Source organism: Limnohabitans sp., from assembly GCF_044361985.1.
Classification (GTDB): Bacteria; Pseudomonadota; Gammaproteobacteria; order Burkholderiales; family Burkholderiaceae_C; genus Limnohabitans_A.
The window spans coordinates 77,921-94,893 of sequence record NZ_JBIKHV010000001.1 but is presented as its reverse complement, the minus strand read 5'-3'; the positions used below and the strand labels follow the sequence as shown (position 1 = coordinate 94,893).

The following is a 16,973-nucleotide window of genomic DNA, read 5'->3' as shown; positions in this document are numbered from 1 at the left end:
CATGGGCCATCGTTTCATTCGCACAGGCTTGGCGTTGTGGCTGGCCGCCATGACATTTCAAGCCTGGGCTCAGGATTTTCCCAACCGCGCCATCACCATGGTCATGCCCTATGCGGCAGGCGGTCCGGGCGACACCATCACCCGTGTCTTTGCCGGGGCCATGCAAAAGCACCTGGGTCAACAGATCGTGGTGGACAACACTTCGGGCGCCTCGGGATCAATTGGCACTGCCAAGGTGGCCCGTTCCAAGCCCGATGGCTACACCTTGCTGATGATCCATGTCAGCCACGCGACCAACGTGGCCATGTACAAAAGCCTGCCCTACAACCCGGTGGACGATTTTGAGCCGATTGGCCGTGCCACCAGTGGCCCGATGGTGATCGTGGCGCGCAACGAGTTTCCTGCAAAAAATCTCGGAGAATTCGTCGCTTACGTCAAGGCCAATGCCGCCAAAGTGAGCCTGGCACACGCGGGCGTGGGGTCGGCTTCGCACCTGTGCGGGCTCATGATGATGAACGCCTTGAACGTCAAGCTCAATGAAATTCCTTACAAAGGCACAGGGCCTGCCCTGACCGATTTGATGGGTGGCCAGGTGGACATTTTGTGCGACCAGACATCCGGCACGGTGCCATCGGTCAAGACCGGCAAGATCAAGGCCTACGCCTCAGCAGGCAAGACCCGTTTGCCGCAGTTGCCCGAAGTACCTGCCATTTCAGAGGCGGGTGTAGAGGGCTTTGACATCAACATCTCTTTTGGTTTGTATGCCCCCAAAGGCACGCCCAAGCCAGTGCTCGAGCAGTTGACCTCGGCTTTACAAAAGTCGGTGACCGATGTGGAAGTGCGCCAGCGCCTGGAGGCCATGGGCATCTCAGCCGTGAGTGCCGATCTGGCACGGCCCGAAGCTTTGCGCGCCCACCTGAAAAACGAAATCGACACCTTGGGGGGTCTTCTGGTCAAAGCGGGCGTGAAAGCCAATTGAGCCAGTTCATTCATGCTGGGGCCCTGAAGCGGCTGTCTTGCCCATGCGGGGGATGACCGTTTGAAAAATTGGTGGCCTTTGCTGTTGACCCTGGTGATCCAGGCCATGGTGGCCATGGCTTTGCTCACATTGCCCGTGATGGCCCCCGTGGTGGCCGAGGCCATGCAGGTCTCACCCGCACTGGTGGGTCTGTATGTCTCGGTGACTTATGCCGGCGCCATGGTCTCCACTTTGATGGGCGGTGCCACGGTGGCCCGTTTGGGTGCCATCCGTGTCAGCCAGTGGGGCTTGCTGTTGTGTGCTTTGGGCTTGCTCCTGTGCGCGGTGCCCTGGTTCCCTGCGATGGTGCTTGGCGCGGTACTGATCGGGCTCGGCTATGGCCCGATCACCCCGGCCAGTTCGCATTTGCTGGCACGAACCACGCCAAAGCACCAGATGTCGCTGGTTTTTTCTCTGAAACAAACAGGCGTGCCTTTGGGCAGCATGTTGGCCGGTGCGCTGGTGCCGCCTTTGTTGTTGATCGTGAACTGGCAGGCCAGTCTGGCGGCAGTGGCTTTGGTGTGCGTCTTGTGCGCCTGGGTGTCGCAAGGCTTGCGCGCTGATCTGGACAGTGACCGCCAGTCCGATGCCCCGGTGCACTGGCGCAGCCTGATCCAGCCCATTCGCCTGGTGTTGGCGCATCGGGCCTTGCTCACCATGGCTTCGTGTTCGTTCATGTTTTCCATGGTTCAACTGTCTTTGACCACCTACCTGGTCACCTTTTTGCATGATGACTTGTCCTATGGTTTAGTGGCCGCAGGACTGGCCTTGTCGGTCACGCAAATCGGGGGCATTGGCGGGCGCATCGCCTGGGGTTATGTCGCCGATCGCTGGATGGGTGCGCAACGCATGCTGTTGTTATTGGCCAGCATGATGGCCTTGGGGGCATTGGCCTCGGCATTTTTGACGGTAGACACCCCTCAAGCCATGGTCGTGCTCATTTTGGTGGCCTTTGGCGCTTCAGCCATTGGCTGGAATGGGGTGTACCTGGCCGAGGTGGCGCGTCGCGCACCGCCAGGCACAGCCAGCCTGGCCACGGGCGGCACCTTGGCCTTCACGTTCTTGGGGGTGGTGGTGGGGCCGCCCATGTTCGGCGCACTGTCGGGTTTGTTTGGTACTTACCGCGCCGGTTTTATCGGCCTGATGGTGATGGCCAGCCTCAGTGGCATGGTCTTGTTCTGGAGCCAGAGAACGGCCCGCCACGCGGCTTGATGCCATGACCTGCTTGCAGGTGCTGTTGCCACCAGGGCCGCCACTTTCTTTCAGTGTGTCGCTGTCTGTGACATTGCCGCTGTTGGTTTTTTGGGTGGTTCAAGCCGAAAAAGTCATGCGGACACGGCCCAGAGGACCGTAATCTGCAGTGGCGGTGTCGCCAGGCTCGAGCTCAAGCGGCACCATGCAGGTGCCCGTGGTTACCACTTGGCCTGTTTCTAAGGTGATGCCCAGGCTGGACAGCTGGTTGACCAGCCAGGTCAATGCGATGCGTGGATCGCCCAGCACATTCGCGCCCGTGCCTTCGCGGGTGTATTCGAGGCGTGTGCCACGCTCCACCCGGGCTTGCACGGCGTAAGTGCTCAAATCCAGCGTGCGCCAAGAGTCGGGCGCAGCCTGTCCCAACACAAAGTAATGGGCGCAAGCATTGTCGGCCAGCAACTGGGCTTCACCGGCTTGGGTGAATGGCACCAGACGGGAGTCGGGTATTTCGATGGCCGGGTGCAGTGTGGCCACGGCGGCCATCACCTGCTGCAAGGTGTAGGGCGCGGGCCTGGGCGGCAGGTCTTGCCCCATCGTGAAAGCAAATTCGGGTTCGGCCACACGCATGCGGTTGCCAGCCGATGGCACTGTGGCGCCACTCTTAAAAACCTGGCCAGACAACAAGCGCCCAGCCAAAGGGCCGCTGACGTTGATGTGGGCTTGGCCATTGCTGCTGGTGGCTGCGATCTTCCAGCCCACGACGTCGCGGTCAGACACCCAGGGCAATTGCGCCTGCGCTTGGTAGCCTTGCTGCACGGTCAAGGGCCTGCATTCTTCAGGCAATTGCTTGAGCGCTTGCCCCGATTGCCAATGCGCCCAGATGATTTGGGCGGCTTGCGATGCAGGGCTTTCTTTTTGGGACTTTTGCATGATCAACTGTGGATTGTTACTTGCAACTGGGGCGGGCTTCATTTTATTTTGTGTATAATTTTTGGCTTGGTGACTCGTGTCATACAAGCTCAAGCGGCTTGTTTCGGGTCAGCGTTTTTCAGGTGATATAGCTCAGTTGGTTAGAGCGCAGCATTCATAATGCTGATGTCGGTGGTTCAAATCCACCTATCACCACCAAATCAAAAGCCCACAGTTTCACGACTGTGGGCTTTTTGTTGGTGATGCCCGTCGAGCGTGGTTAAGCGTTCACAAAATTGGGCGCCCGCTTGTTCAAAAAGGCGTCCATGCCTTCTTTCTGGTCCGCGGTGGCAAACAGGCCATGAAACAAGCGGCGCTCGAACATCACCCCATCTGACAGGCCGCTTTCAAAAGCGCGGTTCACGCTTTCTTTGGCCGCCATCACCGACAACTGGCCGTAGCCGCAGATCATGAGGGCTGCGCCCAAGGCTTCGTCCATCATTTTGTCCAGCGGTACCACGCGGCTGACCAAGCCGGCACGTTCGGCTTCGATCGCATCCATCATCCTGCCGGTGAGCACCAAGTCCATGGCCTTGGATTTGCCCAGGGCGCGAGGCAGGCGCTGTGTCCCGCCGGCGCCGGGGATGATGCCGATCTTGATTTCAGGTTGGCCAAATTTGGCGTTGTCAGCGGCGATGATGAAGTCGCACATCATGGCCAGTTCGCAGCCACCGCCCAATGCAAAACCACTCACGGCAGCGATCACGGGTTTGCGGATCGATCGGATGGTTTCCCAGTTGCGGGTGATGAAGTCGTTTTTATAGACCTCGTTGAAGTTGAACTTGGCCATGGCCGAGATGTCGGCGCCAGCGGCAAAGGCTTTTTCGCTGCCCGTGATCACGATGCAGCCAATGGCTTCGTCGGCGTCAAACGCCTTCAAAGCCGTGCCCAACTCGTCCATGAGTTGGCCGTTCAGGGCGTTCAGCGCCTTTGGGCGGTTCAGGGTGACGATGCCGACTTTTCCGCCTTCGGTGCGGACTTCAATGTTTTCGTAGCTCAAATGTTTCTCCAAAAAGCTGTGAACTTGTACCTTCACTATAACCACGGCTGCTGGCCTCAGGCTGTCAAGTCAGGCACTTGTATGAGGGAAAACATTAACCAACCGTGCGGTCGGGTAATGGTACATTCTTGGATTCAGGAGACAAGCCATGACCGAATCCACCGCATCGGTGTTGTACGAAGTGCGAGGTGCCGTGGCACTGATCACGCTTAACCGCCCGCAAGCGCTCAACAGTTTCACCCGCGAAATGCACCATGCCCTCTGGGCCGCACTGGACCTGGCCGAGGCCAATGTGGATGTCCGCGCTGCGGTCATCACCGGAGCCGGTCGAGGCTTTTGTGCCGGAGCCGACTTGTCGGATTTCGATTTCACCCCAGGCCCGGACCGCGTTGAACGTGCCGATCCGGGTCCCATCATTGATCAGGCATTCAACCCCAGCACCAGACGCTTGCAGTCTCTGCGCATGCCGACCATCGCAGCGGTCAATGGCGTGGCTGCAGGTGCAGGGGCCTCCCTGGTCATGGCGTGCGACATCGCGATCGCTGCGCCTGGGGCGAACTTCATTCAGGCCTTTGCCAAAATCGGCTTGATTCCGGATGCGGGTGGCAGTTGGCTTTTGGTCGAGCGCCTGGGTTTGGCCCGCGCCTTGGCGTTGGCCATGACAGGCGACAAGCTGTCGGCGCAACAAGCCAAGGATTGGGGCATGATTTGGGATGTCAACGAGGACCCCCTGGCCAGCGCGCTCGCACTCGGTGAGCGCCTGTCGAAAATGCCCACCAAGGCTTTGGTGGCGACGCGGGCCTTGATGCAAGCGGCCACCACACGCAGCTTGTCTGAGCACCTGGACGCTGAACGAGACACCCAGTCAGCTTTGGGCAGAACGCATGACTATTTCGAAGGCGTTCAGGCCTTTCTCGAAAAACGCCCCGCACAATTCAAAGGCGAATGATGAGTGATCCCCAAACCTTGGCCCGCTTGGTGGGTGAAACCATGTTTGCGGTGGATGTGGCCTCGAAAGACACCATGGGCATGGAGCTGCTGGCTTGCGAGCCTGGCCGTGCCTTGATGCGCATGACCGTGAAGGCGCTGCACTTGAACGGTCACCAAATCTGCCACGGGGGTTTCATCTTCACGCTGGCCGATTCCACGTTTGCCTTTGCCTGCAACAGTTACAACAAGAATGCGGTGGCTGCGGGCTGCAGCATTGAATTTCTCAAGCCCGGCAAGCTCGGCGATGTCTTGACCTGCGAAGGTCTGGAGCAGACCTTGATTGGTCGCCATGGCATTTACGACATGAAGGTCAGCAACCAACATGGCGAAGTGATTGCCATGTTCCGCGGGAAAAGTGCCCAGATCACGGGCTCCGTGCTGCCGTCCTAAATAACTTTGGGGACAGATCTTCAGCCTTGTCCCCAATTGAATAAAAAGTAAAAGGAGTTGTCATGAGTCAAAAAGCATTCCCCCTGGAGCCGATTGAAAAGGCCAGCATCGACGAACTGCGCAGTTTGCAGCTCAAGCGCTTGCAGCAAACCCTTCAGCATGCCTATGCCAATTCGCCGGTGTACCGCGCCAAGTTCGATGCCGCCGGTGTGCACCCCGACGATTGCAAAACGCTGGCCGACATTGCCAAATTCCCTTTCACCACCAAATCGGATTTGCGCGACAGCTACCCGTTTGGCATGTTCGCCGTGCCGCGTGAAAGTTGTGCCCGCATTCATGCATCCAGCGGCACCACCGGCAAACCTACTGTGGTGGGCTACACGCTCAAGGACATCGATACCTGGGCCAACGTGGTGGCCCGCAGCATCCGCGCTGGGGGTGCCAGGCCGGGCGACATGGTGCACATCAGCTACGGCTACGGTCTGTTCACAGGCGGTATGGGCGCGCACTATGGCGCAGAAAAACTCGGCCTCACCGTGGTGCCTTTTGGCGGCGGCCAGACCGAGCGTCAGGTGCAACTGATTCAGGATTTCAAGTCCAACATCATCATGGTCACACCCAGCTACATGCTGGCGATTGCCGATGAGTTCGAGCGCCAGGGCATTGACCCGAAAACCAGTTCGCTGCGCATCGGCATCTTCGGCGCTGAACCCTGGACCAACGACATGCGCCAAGCCATTGAAAAGCGCATGGCCATTGACGCGGTCGACATCTATGGTCTGTCCGAGGTCATGGGCCCCGGGGTGGCCAGTGAATGCATCGAGACCAAAGACGGCCCGACCATCTGGGAAGACCATTTTTATCCCGAGATCATTCACCCAGAAACGGGTGAGCCCGTGGCCGATGGTGAAATGGGCGAGCTGGTGTTCACCAGTCTCACCAAGGAGGCGCTGCCCATCATCCGTTACCGCACCCGCGACTTGACACGCCTGTTGCCAGGCACGGCCCGCAGCATGCGCCGCATGGAAAAAATCACGGGCCGCAGTGACGACATGATGATCATCCGGGGTGTCAACGTATTTCCCAGCCAGATTGAAGAGTTGATTTTGAAACGCTCCGAGTTGGCGCCGCACTACCAGTGCGTGCTGACGCGTGATGGCCCGATGGACGACCTGAAGGTGCTGATCGAAACCAAGCCCGGCGTGTCACCCGACAGCATCGAGGCCCGTGCGGCAGCGAAGATGCTGCAGCACGAGATCAAGGTTTACATCGGCTCCAGTGTGGCGATTGAGCTCAAGCCCGAAGGCGGCGTGGAGCGCAGCCAGGGCAAGGCCAAACGCGTGGTGGATTTGCGGGGCAAGTGAATCAAACAGCAGGCCATTGGCCTGCTTTGCGGTCAGCGGCCACAGCCAATCGCCAGTGGCTGGCTTGCGCAGGAACGGTCAGTGGCAAGCGCAGCATGCGTTTGTCGCGTGACACCAGTGCCACCCCTTTGTGCTCGCGCCCCATCAGGGCGGGCAACTCGTCCAGCTTGCCAAGGCGCCAGCTGCCGCCTTGCGCTTTGGCGCCCACTTCCACAGCCAGCCATTCATCGCCTGCGGCCAGGCCCGCTGCTTCAGCGGCGCTGCTGCGCAACACGGCTTTGATTTGCACACTGCCACTTGTCTCGCTGACGCGCAGACCCAGGCGTTGCGCCATGCTGGCTATATCGGCGTGGACTTCAATGCCTTGGCGCGTCAGCACATCGCGCAGCGGCAACTCTTGGGTGCTGTGCACCCAGGCCTGGATTTCTTTTTGCCAGCTGCGGCCTGACATGGCTTGCAACTCGTCCAGCAGGTCTTGTTCGCGCATCGGTCCCGCTTGGCAACGTTTCCAGAGACCCCGCATCACCGCTTGCAGCGTGTGGCCTTCTTGGCGCAAAGACAAGTCCAGGCACAAGGCGACCAGGGCCCCCTTGGTGTAGTAACTCACCGTGGCATTGGGCGTGTTTTCGTCTTGGCGGTAGTACTTCACCCAGGCGTCAAAACTGGCCTGCGCCACGCTCTGCACATGGCGACCGGGTGTTTGCTGCACCTGGGTGATGGTTTTACCCAGCAGCTTGATGTAAGTGGCGTTGTCGATCAGCCCGGCATGGCGCAGCAGGATGTCGTCGAAATAGCTGGTGAAGCCTTCAAAGAACCACAGCAGTGTGGTGTAGTTCTCTTGCGTGTAGTTGTAGCGGGCAAATGCATCGGGGCGCAGTTGCTTGACGTTCCAGGTGTGAAAGTACTCATGGCTGATCAGGCCCAGCAGCGTGGTGTACCCCTCGTTCGTGCGTGGGCTGGTTTGGCGCGGCAGGTCGGCGCGGTTGCAAATCAGGGCGGTGCTGTTGCGGTGCTCCAGCCCGCCATAGCCATCGTGCACAGCGTTCAGCATGAACAGATAACTTTGATGAGGCGCTTTGTGGCCCGCCATCTTGCCCTGGCCGTGCCAGAAGCGGATGGCGGCTTCGCAGATCTTTTGCGTGTCGGCCAGCAGGCGTGCGCCGTCGAACGAGGGCAGGGCACCGCTCACCACAAAGTGGTGTGGGATGCCGCAGGCTGTGAAGCTGCCGCGCCAAAATGCACCCATCTCCACCGGGCAGTCCGCCAGCTCGTCGTAGTTGCTGGCCTGGTACAGGCCAAAACCGCGCCTGTCGGTCTTGACTGGGGCAAGGCCCGTGGCTGCTTGCCAGTTGGGCTGGTTTTTGACAGCTTGCAACTGCAACCGGTGCGGCTGTTCTTCTTGGCCGTGCACGCGCAGGCAGAGGCTGGTGCCATTGAAAAATCCCCGCTGGCTGTCCAGCCAGGCGGTGCGCACCGAGTTGTCAAACGCATAGACCTCATAGCTCAGAACTAGAGGCAGGCCTTCTTTGCAAGCGATGTCCCAGGTGCATTTGTCTCGTTGGATGATGCTGGCGCTGCGCCGCCCCTGTTTGGCTTGCAGCTGTTGCAGGTTTTTGGAAAACTCGCGCACCAGGTAGCTGCCCGGAATCCACACCGGCAAAGACACGGTTTGGAGGGGCAGTGGCTCGGCAATCGTCAGGGTGACTCGAAACAGGTGCGCATGCAGGTCAGCGGCTTCAACGGTGTAATGGATGGGGTTCATGCGCCGTGGTTTTGAATGGAGGGATTGGGTCAGGTGGCGCCAGCGGCCAGAAAGCAACTCATCGACGCCACAAGGGTCAGTTGCAAGCGCATGGGCAGCCAGGGGGCCAGGCCCGCAGCAGGCCAGGTTCGGCGGTCCATCACATAGCAACCAATCAACACAAACCCCAGCAAGGGCAAACCGGCAAACGCAGGCATCATCACGCCCACCCAGGCCAGCAGCGAGGGGACCACGCCCCAAGTGAAATGGATCGAGGGGGCGTTGGGTGAGATCAACGCGTTGCGAAAACCCACGCCCCAATGAATGCCACCCAGAAAGGACACGATGACGGCGCCATAGCCTTGCATGGACAGCGCCACATAAGGGTGCAGGTCAGGGCCCACTACCCACAGACACAGGGCCAAAAATACAAACGGGATCAGCCCAGCGTAGCCCAGGTGGCGAATCAATCGCCAGGTCGGGTCTTCGGTTTGGGGTGCGATCATTTGATGTCAGCCAGCATTTTTTCGACTTGGGCCATCGGCACTGCACCAGGCACGCGCGTGCCATCGGTGAACAAGAGCATGGGCGTTCCGGTGATGCGTTGTTTCTTGCCAAATTCCACAATGGTGTCGACGGCCGAAGCATCGCAATTGGCGGTGGCAGGTGGGGTGCCGTTGATCATCCAGTCGTTCCAGGCCTTGGCCTTGTCTTTGGCGCACCAGATGTTCTTGGATTTGATTTTGGAGTCATCACCCAGGATGGGGTACAGAAAGTGATAAATGGTCACGTTGTCCAGCTTTTGCAGGTCTTTTTCAAAGCGCTTGCAGTAGCCGCAATTGGGATCGGCAAACACGGCCAACTTGCGCTTGCCGTTGCCGCGCACCTGGGTGAAGGCGGTTTTCAGAGGCAACTGGTCAAAGGGGATGGCTGAGAGTTTTTCCATGCGCTCTTCGGTCAGGTTGCGCTTTTGCCTCACGTCGATCAGCGCCCCCTGGATCAAAAAGTTGCCCTCGGCATCGCTGTACATCACCTCGTTGCCCATGCGAACTTCGTACAAGCCGTTCATGGGGGTTTTGCTGACTTCATCGATCTTGGGCAAATTGGTCAATCGCTCGCTCAGGTTTTTGCGGATGGTCGCTTCTTGCGCAAAAACAGGGCTTGTGAAAAGAGAGGCCAGTGCCAGGAGCGATGCCAGCATCAATCGGACAAACTTCATCGGATTTCTTTCAGATTCAAAGAGGGAGAGGTTTTGTGGATTCAGTTTGAACCAGGTGCAGATTTGCCCATGGCCTGTTGTGTCATCCAGTGTTTCAGTGGGCCGCTGCGGTCAAAGCCACGCATGCCCCAGTTACGCAGGTTTTGCCAGATCGGACCGGGTTGCGCAAACAGGCGCTGCAAGCCATCGGTCACCAGGCCCATGGCTTGCACCTCAGCCTGGCGAGCGCGTTCGTAGCGGCGCAGCAGTTTCATGTCGTGTAAGGGGCGCCAGAATTCCTTGGCACGGATGACGCGCACCAGTTCGGCCACATCAGCGAGTCCGACATTCAGGCCCTGGCCTGCCAAGGGGTGCAGAGCGTGGGCGGCATCGCCGGCCAAGGCAAAACTTTGCTTGGCTGCGCCGGGCAGGGCGCCAATCCAGCGTTCGGCACGGGCCAACTGCAGCGGCCACAAGGCGCGCTCTGAGGACAGGCGCATGGTGCCGAGAGCCTGCGCACAGGCCTGCTCCAGTTGCGTGGCGAAGGCCTCGGCGGGCAGTGCCATCAGTTCTTGCGCACGCAGCGGGTGCACCGACCAGACCAGCGCCACCTCTCGCCCACCTTCACCCCCCAAAGGCAGCAAAGCCAGAATTTCTGCTTGCGCTTGCGACAGGCCGGGCACCTGGCTCCAGCCAAACCACTGGCGCGCAATGCCCCCATGGGGGTGATCGCAAGTCAGCCGCGCGGCCACAGCATGCTGGTCGTAGTGGTTGATGTCAAAGTTCACGCCCAGCTCGGCGCGGGTCTGGCTGGCGCGACCTTCGCACACCACAGTGAGTGGCGCTGCCAACGGGGCCTGCACCACTTCAATATGGGGTTGAAACTTGACGGCTTGGGCCAAGCGATCTTCCAGCACCGGCACGTCCACCATCCAGTTGAGTTCTCCCACGCCGTTTTCCAGTGCCCCAAAATTCAGCTGGCCGCCGTGGTCGCCCCACACCTGCATCTGTTGCACGGGCGTGACCGCAGGACTGTCGGGCCAGCAGCGCAGGTCTTGCAGCAAGGCCCTGGCCGCACCGTTCAGGGCGTAAGCCCGCACATCAGGGTTCTTCGTTGGGACGGGTGCGTCGACCAGAGCGACGTTGAGCCGCTCTCGGGCCAGCAGAAGGGCCAAGCTGCGGCCCACAATGCCAGCGCCACGGATGCAAATATCAGGGGGTAAAGCCATGCGTGCATTGTAGGATGCGGCGCATCTCGGCCCTTTCAGCAGGCCTTTGCCATGCCGGATGGCTTGGGTATCTGGTGCCGCGCCTTGTTGTGGCTGTTCTAGCGCAGCACGACCCGTTAAAATCGACGGTTGTTTCCCGAATCACCGAAAGCCTTTCATGAGTCTCAAATGCGGCATCGTGGGTTTGCCCAACGTTGGCAAATCCACCCTTTTCAACGCCCTGACCAAAGCTGGCATTGCCGCTGAAAACTACCCCTTTTGCACCATCGAGCCCAATGTGGGCGTGGTCGAAGTACCAGATGCACGCCTCAAGCAGCTGTCGGACATCATCACGCCCGAACGCGTGGTGCCCGCGATCGTGGAGTTTGTCGACATCGCTGGCCTGGTGGCCGGTGCCAGCACGGGCGAAGGCCTGGGCAACAAGTTTTTGGCCCACATCCGAGAAACCGACGCCACCATCAACGTGGTGCGCTGCTTTGAAGACGACAACGTGATCCACGTCGCGGGCAAGGTCGATCCGATTTCGGACATCGAGGTCATCCAGACCGAGCTGTGCCTGGCCGACTTGTCTGCTGTCGAAAAAGCCCTGCATCGGGTCACCAAGACCGCCCGCTCGGGGGACAAAGAGTCGATCAAGCTGGTGGCGATATTGGAAAAGTGCCAGGCCGCGCTCAACGACACTAAGCCCGTGCGCACCATCGATTTCAGCAAGGAAGAGGCGCCGCTTCTCAAGCAGTTTTTCCTCATCACCGCCAAGCCCGCCATGTTTGTGGCCAACGTGGCGGAAGACGGGTTTGAAAACAACCCCCTTTTGGACCGCCTGATGGCCTACGCAAGCGCTCAAAACGCCCCCGTGGTGGCCATTTGCGCCAAACTCGAAGCCGAAATGAGCGAGATGAGCGACGAAGACCGCCAGATGTTTCTGGAAGAACTCGGCCAGGAAGAGCCCGGCCTGAACCGTCTCATCCGCTCGGCCTACAAGTTGCTGGGCTTGCAAACTTACTTCACCGCCGGCGTCAAAGAGGTGCGTGCCTGGACCATCCATGTGGGCGACACGGGCCCGCAAGCGGCTGGCGTGATCCACACCGACTTTGAAAAAGGCTATATCCGCGCCCAGACCATTGCGTTTGATGACTTTATTGCCTTCAAGGGCGAGCAGGGCGCCAAAGACGCGGGCAAGATGCGCGCCGAAGGCAAGGACTATGTCGTGAAAGACGGCGACGTGATGAACTTTTTGTTCAGCTCCTGACTTCCCCTGGCTTCAAGAAAAAACCGCTCCCTACGAGCGGTTTTTTTGTGACCGTCCCCGGTCAGCGCCCGGACACCAAAAACTGTTTGACCACGCCCACGCTTCGCTCTGGATCTTCTTCTTGCGGCACATGACCCAGACCTTCCAGCACCACATATTGGCTGCCTGCAATGTCCTGGTGGAACAGCTGACCTGAAGCTTCGGTGATCAGTCGGTCTTGCGCACCCCATAAGATCAAGGTGGGCTGCCGCACGGTTTTGATCAGATCCCTATCTTTTGCATCGGTCTCGCGCAGTCGTATGCGTTGCGTCAAGCTCTCCCGATTGCCAGACCGCAGTGTCAGTTCGTAATAGCGGTCCACCAGTTCGGTTGTGACCTTGTCCGGGTTGGCGTACACATTGCGCACGCTGGCCTCGATCATTTGCCTGGGCAAGAGTCGGCTCATCACAGGTTTGAGCCAGGTGATCTGAGCCAGACGAAAACCCAGCGGCACCGAGGTGGATTGCAGCGGGTAGCCGCTTGCGTCCACAAGCACCAGTCGGCTCACCCGTGCGGGGTGCTGCACGCCGGTACGCCAAGCTACCCCGCCCCCCAATGAGTTGCCAGCCAATACGGCTTGGCGAACGCCCAGTTGATCCATCAGGGCAACTATGAAGTCGGCATAGCGCTCTACCCGGTAGTCGCCATCCGGTGCGGGTCCGGTCAGACCAAATCCGGGCAGATCCATCCGGATCACGCGCCGTTCGCTTTGCAAGGCTGACGTCCAGCCGTCCCAAGTGTGCAGACTTGCCGAAGTGCCGTGGATCAGCACGATGGGATTCGGATCATCGCGGGGGCCTTCGTCACGAAAATGGACCTGCATGCCCTGCAGGTCCATAAATCGGGAAGGTGCAGTGGCCCAACGTGTTTTTAAGGTGTCCACAGGTCGATCAGGCGCCCAGGACAAGGCGATCCCAACCCCAGCTGCCGTCAGTACCAGCATGAGGCCTGTCAAAAGTGTTTTGGTCATGTTCATGGAGATGGAAACAACCACAGCAGCGCCCCTGTCATGACCAAGTACCGGCCAAATTTTCCAATGGCCATGTACAGGGTACAGGGCCAAAACGGCAATTTGAGCCAACCAGCCACAGCGCAGATCGGGTCGCCCACAACCGGCAGCCAAGACAACAGGCAGGCTTTTGGGCCGAGTTTTTCGAGCCATTTCAAGGCTCGCCTGTCCGTGCTGGATTGTCGCCAGCGGTCAACCGCCTTGTGCGTGCCCCAACCCATCCACCAACTGAGCATGCCGCCCAGGGTATTGCCCACGGTGGCCACTCCAATGGCCGACCAAAACAGCTCCGGGTTGATTTTGACCAGGCCAAAGACTGCCGGCTCGGAGCCCATGGGCAGCAAGGTGGCGGAGATGAAGGACACCACAAACACGGTGCTCAGGCCGTGTTGTGGCAATGCCAGCCATTGGAGCAGTTGATTCAGCCAAATTTCCATCCGACTCAGTGTAGCGGGGGGACCAAGGCCGCACACGAGGGGGTATTTGCCTTGCATTGGCCCATAGCACATTCAGCTTTCATTTGCTGAAATATTAAGCAACTACAATCGTGCCTCCTTTTTAAGCATTCCACTTTCCTGCACCTGTCCACCGTCATGCAAGTTGGTCCTTACCTTTTGCCAAACAACTTGTTTGTTGCCCCCATGGCGGGGGTGACGGACCGGCCTTTTCGCCAGTTGTGCAGGCAGTTTGGGGCGGGCTATGCGGTGAGTGAGATGGTGACTTCGCGCCCTGACCTGTGGGATTCACTCAAGACCTCGCGCCGCGCCAACCACGATGGCGAGCCAGGCCCGATCGCGGTGCAAATCGCTGGCACAGAGGCGCAAATGATGGCCGATGCCGCGCGTTACAACATTGACCGGGGTGCGCAGATCATTGACATCAACATGGGTTGCCCAGCCAAAAAAGTCTGCAACAAATGGGCTGGATCGGCCCTGATGCAAGATGAACCGCTGGCGCTGGAAATCATCACTGCCGTGGTCGAAGCGGCCTTGCCGCATGGGGTGCCCGTGACGTTGAAGATGCGCACTGGCTGGTGTGATGCCCAAAAGAACGCCTTGAGCCTGGCCCGCGCCGCTGAGAGCGCTGGCGTGCAGATGGTCACAGTGCATGGCCGCACCCGCGAGCAAGGTTACAAAGGCCTGGCCGAATACGACACCGTGGCTGCTGTTAAAGCCGCGCTGAGCATTCCGGTGGTGGCCAATGGCGACATCGATTCTCCCGAAAAAGCCCGCGACGTGTTGAGGTTCACGGGGGCAGATGCCGTGATGGTGGGCCGCGCCGCACAGGGCAGCCCCTGGATCTTCCGCGAGATCGCGCACTTTTTAGCCACGGGCGAACACCTGGCCCCGCCGCTGGTGGCCGAAGTGCGCCGCGCCTTGCTCGAGCACCTGCAAGACCACTACAGCCTGTATGGCGAATACACCGGCGTGCGTTCGGCGCGCAAACACATCGGCTGGTATGTGCACACGCTGCCTGGCGGTGACGCCTTCCGAAAACACATGAATGCGCTGGAGACTGCCGCCCAACAGCTGGGCGCTGTAGCCGCTTATCTGGAGGGTCTGGCCAGCCAGATGGACCGCTTGCCCCGGCGCGTTGAAGCCATTACCGATTGTGAGACCACGTCATGAGCGAACCCCAATCCATTGAAAACTGCATCCGCGACAACCTGGAAATTTATTTCCGTGACCTGGACGGCACCGATCCAACAGGCTTGTACGACATGCTGGTCAAGCTGGTCGAAAAACCGCTGCTCGATGTGGTGATGAGCCAATCGGGCCAGAACCAGTCGCGTGCCGCCGAATGGTTGGGCCTGAACCGCAACACCTTGCGCAAAAAGTTGCTGGAACACGCGCTGTTGAAATGAAATTTGAGCGGTCAGGCCTTGTCTGGCCCGCGCGAATACTTGCCGGAACCCTCAACACCGGCCCGCCTTGAACACCTCTGAATTTTGAAGAAAGCTTTTAATGCGCGCCCTCATCTCCGTCTCTGATAAAACCGGCATCGTCGACCTGGCCAAAGACCTGCACGCCCTGGGCGTGGGCCTGATCTCCACCGGCGGCACGGCCAAGCTCTTGGCCGAGCAAGGCCTGCCCGTGACCGAGGTGGCCGAAGTCACGGGTTTCCCGGAAATGCTGGATGGCCGTGTCAAAACCCTTCACCCCAAAGTGCACGGTGGCCTGCTGGCGCGCCGCGACACGCCCGAGCACATGGCGGCTTTGCAGGCACATGGCATCGACACCATCGATTTGTTGATTGTGAATTTGTACCCGTTTGAAGCCACCGTGGCCCAACCCGGCTGTACGCTGGCCGACGCGATCGAGAACATCGACATTGGCGGCCCCGCCATGGTGCGCTCTGCCGCCAAAAACTGGCAAGACGTGGGCATCGTCACCGATGCCAGCCAATACCCTGCCGTGATCGCCGAACTGAAAGCCAGCGGCAAGTTAAGCGACAAACTGCGTTTCGCCTTGTCGGTGGCCGCCTTTAACCGCATCAGCCAGTACGACGGCGCCATCAGCAACTACCTCTCCAGCGTCAACTTTGAAGCCGAGAAGCTGAGCGAAAGCTATGTGCCTGAGCGTGCCCAATTCAGTGGCCAGTTCAACGAGCAATACGTGAAAGTGCAAGACCTGCGTTACGGCGAAAACAGCCACCAGCAAGCCGCTTGGTACCGCGACCTGGCCCCTGCTGCAGGCTCGCTCGCCACGGGCGTGCAGTTGCAAGGCAAAGAGTTGAGCTACAACAACATTGCCGATGCCGACGCAGCCTGGGAATGCGTGAAGAGCTTTGACACGGGCGCCAACGGCGATCCTTCACAGCTCGCAGCGTGTGTCATCGTCAAACACGCTAACCCCTGCGGCGTGGCCGTGGGCGCCACCGCCTTGGAGGCCTACAGCAAAGCCTTCCAAACCGACCCCACCAGCGCTTTTGGCGGCATCATTGCTTTCAACCGACCTGTGGACAAAGCCGCTGCCGAAGCCGTGAGCAAGCAATTTGTCGAAGTCTTGATGGCCCCCGACTTCAGCGCCGAAGCGCTGGAAGTGTTCAAGAGCAAAGTGAATGTGCGTTTGATGAAAATCGCCTTGCCTGCCCAATATGGCCAGGTGCGCAACGCGCTCGAAACCAAGCGCGTAGGCTCGGGCCTGTTGCTGCAAAGCGCTGACAACCACGAGCTGGCGCTGGTCGATCTGAAGATTGTCACCGTCAAACAACCCACACCTGAAGAACTGAGCGACCTGCTGTTCGCCTGGAAAGTGGCCAAGTTCGTCAAATCCAATGCCATCGTGTTCTGCAAAAACGGCATGACCATGGGCGTGGGCGCAGGCCAGATGAGCCGCCTCGACTCTGCCCGCATCGCCAGCATCAAGGCCGAAGCGGCCAAGCTCAGCCTGCAAAACACCGTGGTCGCCAGCGACGCTTTTTTCCCCTTCCGCGACGGCCTGGATGTGGTGGTCGATGCTGGGGCCACCTGCGTCATTCAACCGGGTGGCTCCATGCGCGATCAGGAGGTGATCGATGCCGCCAATGAACATGGCGTGGCGATGGTGTTTTCTGGCGTGCGGCACTTCCGCCATTGATGACC

At 59.4% G+C, this 16,973-nt stretch carries 17 protein-coding genes and 1 tRNA gene; 10 read left to right on the top strand and 8 right to left on the bottom strand.

Annotated features, from left to right (window positions below; all coding sequences use genetic code 11):
* Window position 1 precedes the first annotated feature (1 nt).
* Window positions 2–979, top strand: coding sequence for a Bug family tripartite tricarboxylate transporter substrate binding protein (locus tag ACIQ3A_RS00475; protein ID WP_396429775.1), 978 nt, complete (start codon window positions 2–4; stop codon window positions 977–979).
* Window positions 980–1,039: 60 nt separating this feature from the next.
* Window positions 1,040–2,230: an MFS transporter gene (locus ACIQ3A_RS00470; RefSeq protein WP_396429774.1), complete on the top strand. Its 1,191-nt coding sequence runs from the start codon at window positions 1,040–1,042 to the stop codon at window positions 2,228–2,230.
* A 99-nt stretch (window positions 2,231–2,329) separates the two neighbouring features.
* On the opposite strand, the gene ACIQ3A_RS00465 is transcribed toward ACIQ3A_RS00470, so the two are convergent.
* A complete protein-coding gene (locus tag ACIQ3A_RS00465; protein ID WP_396429773.1) occupies window positions 2,330–3,142 on the bottom strand; it encodes a 2-keto-4-pentenoate hydratase in 813 nt (270 codons plus the stop codon).
* Between the two features lie 121 nt (window positions 3,143–3,263).
* Between ACIQ3A_RS00465 and ACIQ3A_RS00460 the strand changes: the two genes are divergently transcribed.
* A tRNA-Met gene (locus ACIQ3A_RS00460) sits at window positions 3,264–3,340 on the top strand.
* A 61-nt stretch (window positions 3,341–3,401) separates the two neighbouring features.
* On the opposite strand, the gene ACIQ3A_RS00455 is transcribed toward ACIQ3A_RS00460, so the two are convergent.
* On the bottom strand, window positions 3,402–4,181 hold the full coding sequence (locus tag ACIQ3A_RS00455) for an enoyl-CoA hydratase (protein WP_396429772.1): 780 nt from the start codon (window positions 4,179–4,181) through the stop codon (window positions 3,402–3,404).
* 148 nt (window positions 4,182–4,329) lie between these two features.
* Here ACIQ3A_RS00455 and ACIQ3A_RS00450 point away from each other — a divergent pair, with 148 nt between their 5' ends.
* The 3 genes from ACIQ3A_RS00450 (at window position 4,330) to paaK (ending at window position 6,925) form a co-directional block, all read left to right on the top strand.
* On the top strand, window positions 4,330–5,130 hold the full coding sequence (locus ACIQ3A_RS00450; RefSeq protein WP_396429771.1) for an enoyl-CoA hydratase-related protein: 801 nt from the start codon (window positions 4,330–4,332) through the stop codon (window positions 5,128–5,130).
* Window positions 5,127–5,561 carry a hydroxyphenylacetyl-CoA thioesterase PaaI gene (gene paaI / locus ACIQ3A_RS00445; RefSeq protein WP_396429770.1) on the top strand — a complete coding sequence of 145 codons (435 nt, stop codon included), beginning with the start codon at window positions 5,127–5,129 and terminating at the stop codon, window positions 5,559–5,561. Before ACIQ3A_RS00450 ends, paaI begins: the two co-directional genes overlap by 4 nt.
* 62 nt (window positions 5,562–5,623) lie before the next feature.
* Window positions 5,624–6,925 carry a phenylacetate--CoA ligase PaaK gene (gene paaK / locus ACIQ3A_RS00440; RefSeq protein ID WP_396429769.1) on the top strand — a complete coding sequence of 434 codons (1,302 nt, stop codon included), beginning with the start codon at window positions 5,624–5,626 and terminating at the stop codon, window positions 6,923–6,925.
* Between the two features lies 1 nt (window position 6,926).
* On the opposite strand, the gene ACIQ3A_RS00435 is transcribed toward paaK, so the two are convergent.
* Genes ACIQ3A_RS00435 through ACIQ3A_RS00420 form a run of 4 tightly spaced genes read right to left on the bottom strand, consistent with a single transcriptional unit; the run spans window position 6,927 to window position 11,093 of the window.
* Window positions 6,927–8,687 (bottom strand): M61 family metallopeptidase, encoded by a 1,761-nt coding sequence (locus tag ACIQ3A_RS00435; RefSeq protein ID WP_396429768.1) that lies wholly within the window; start codon window positions 8,685–8,687, stop codon window positions 6,927–6,929.
* 29 nt (window positions 8,688–8,716) lie between these two features.
* The gene (locus tag ACIQ3A_RS00430; protein WP_396429767.1) at window positions 8,717–9,172 is read right to left on the bottom strand and encodes a DUF3429 domain-containing protein; all 456 of its coding nucleotides are present in this window, start codon (window positions 9,170–9,172) and stop codon (window positions 8,717–8,719) included.
* Entirely contained in the window at window positions 9,169–9,885 is a 717-nt protein-coding gene (locus ACIQ3A_RS00425) for a DsbC family protein (RefSeq protein ID WP_396429766.1), read from the bottom strand. The genes ACIQ3A_RS00430 and ACIQ3A_RS00425 overlap by 4 nt, the downstream gene beginning before the upstream one ends.
* 41 nt (window positions 9,886–9,926) lie before the next feature.
* Window positions 9,927–11,093: an FAD-dependent monooxygenase gene (locus tag ACIQ3A_RS00420; protein WP_396429765.1), complete on the bottom strand. Its 1,167-nt coding sequence runs from the start codon at window positions 11,091–11,093 to the stop codon at window positions 9,927–9,929.
* A gap of 157 nt (window positions 11,094–11,250) precedes the next feature.
* Here ACIQ3A_RS00420 and ychF point away from each other — a divergent pair, with 157 nt between their 5' ends.
* On the top strand, window positions 11,251–12,342 hold the full coding sequence (ychF, locus tag ACIQ3A_RS00415; RefSeq protein WP_396429764.1) for a redox-regulated ATPase YchF: 1,092 nt from the start codon (window positions 11,251–11,253) through the stop codon (window positions 12,340–12,342).
* 61 nt (window positions 12,343–12,403) lie between these two features.
* Here ychF and ACIQ3A_RS00410 read toward each other — a convergent pair whose 3' ends face one another.
* Together ACIQ3A_RS00410 and ACIQ3A_RS00405 are read right to left on the bottom strand one after the other, a co-directional pair.
* Complete coding sequence (locus ACIQ3A_RS00410) at window positions 12,404–13,351, bottom strand: alpha/beta fold hydrolase (protein ID WP_396429763.1); 948 nt, start codon at window positions 13,349–13,351, stop codon at window positions 12,404–12,406.
* 2 nt (window positions 13,352–13,353) lie between these two features.
* Entirely contained in the window at window positions 13,354–13,827 is a 474-nt protein-coding gene (locus ACIQ3A_RS00405) for a YqaA family protein (protein WP_396429762.1), read from the bottom strand.
* A gap of 156 nt (window positions 13,828–13,983) precedes the next feature.
* Between ACIQ3A_RS00405 and dusB the strand changes: the two genes are divergently transcribed.
* The 3 genes from dusB to purH all read left to right on the top strand — a co-directional run bounded on the left by dusB (window position 13,984) and on the right by purH (window position 16,968).
* On the top strand, window positions 13,984–15,018 hold the full coding sequence (gene dusB, locus ACIQ3A_RS00400) for a tRNA dihydrouridine synthase DusB (protein ID WP_396429761.1): 1,035 nt from the start codon (window positions 13,984–13,986) through the stop codon (window positions 15,016–15,018).
* Window positions 15,015–15,254 (top strand): Fis family transcriptional regulator, encoded by a 240-nt coding sequence (locus tag ACIQ3A_RS00395; RefSeq protein ID WP_396429760.1) that lies wholly within the window; start codon window positions 15,015–15,017, stop codon window positions 15,252–15,254. Before dusB ends, ACIQ3A_RS00395 begins: the two co-directional genes overlap by 4 nt.
* A gap of 100 nt (window positions 15,255–15,354) precedes the next feature.
* Window positions 15,355–16,968, top strand: a complete 1,614-nt coding sequence (gene purH, locus ACIQ3A_RS00390; protein WP_396429759.1) for a bifunctional phosphoribosylaminoimidazolecarboxamide formyltransferase/IMP cyclohydrolase — start codon at window positions 15,355–15,357, stop codon at window positions 16,966–16,968.
* The last annotated feature ends 5 nt before the right edge of the window (window positions 16,969–16,973 follow it).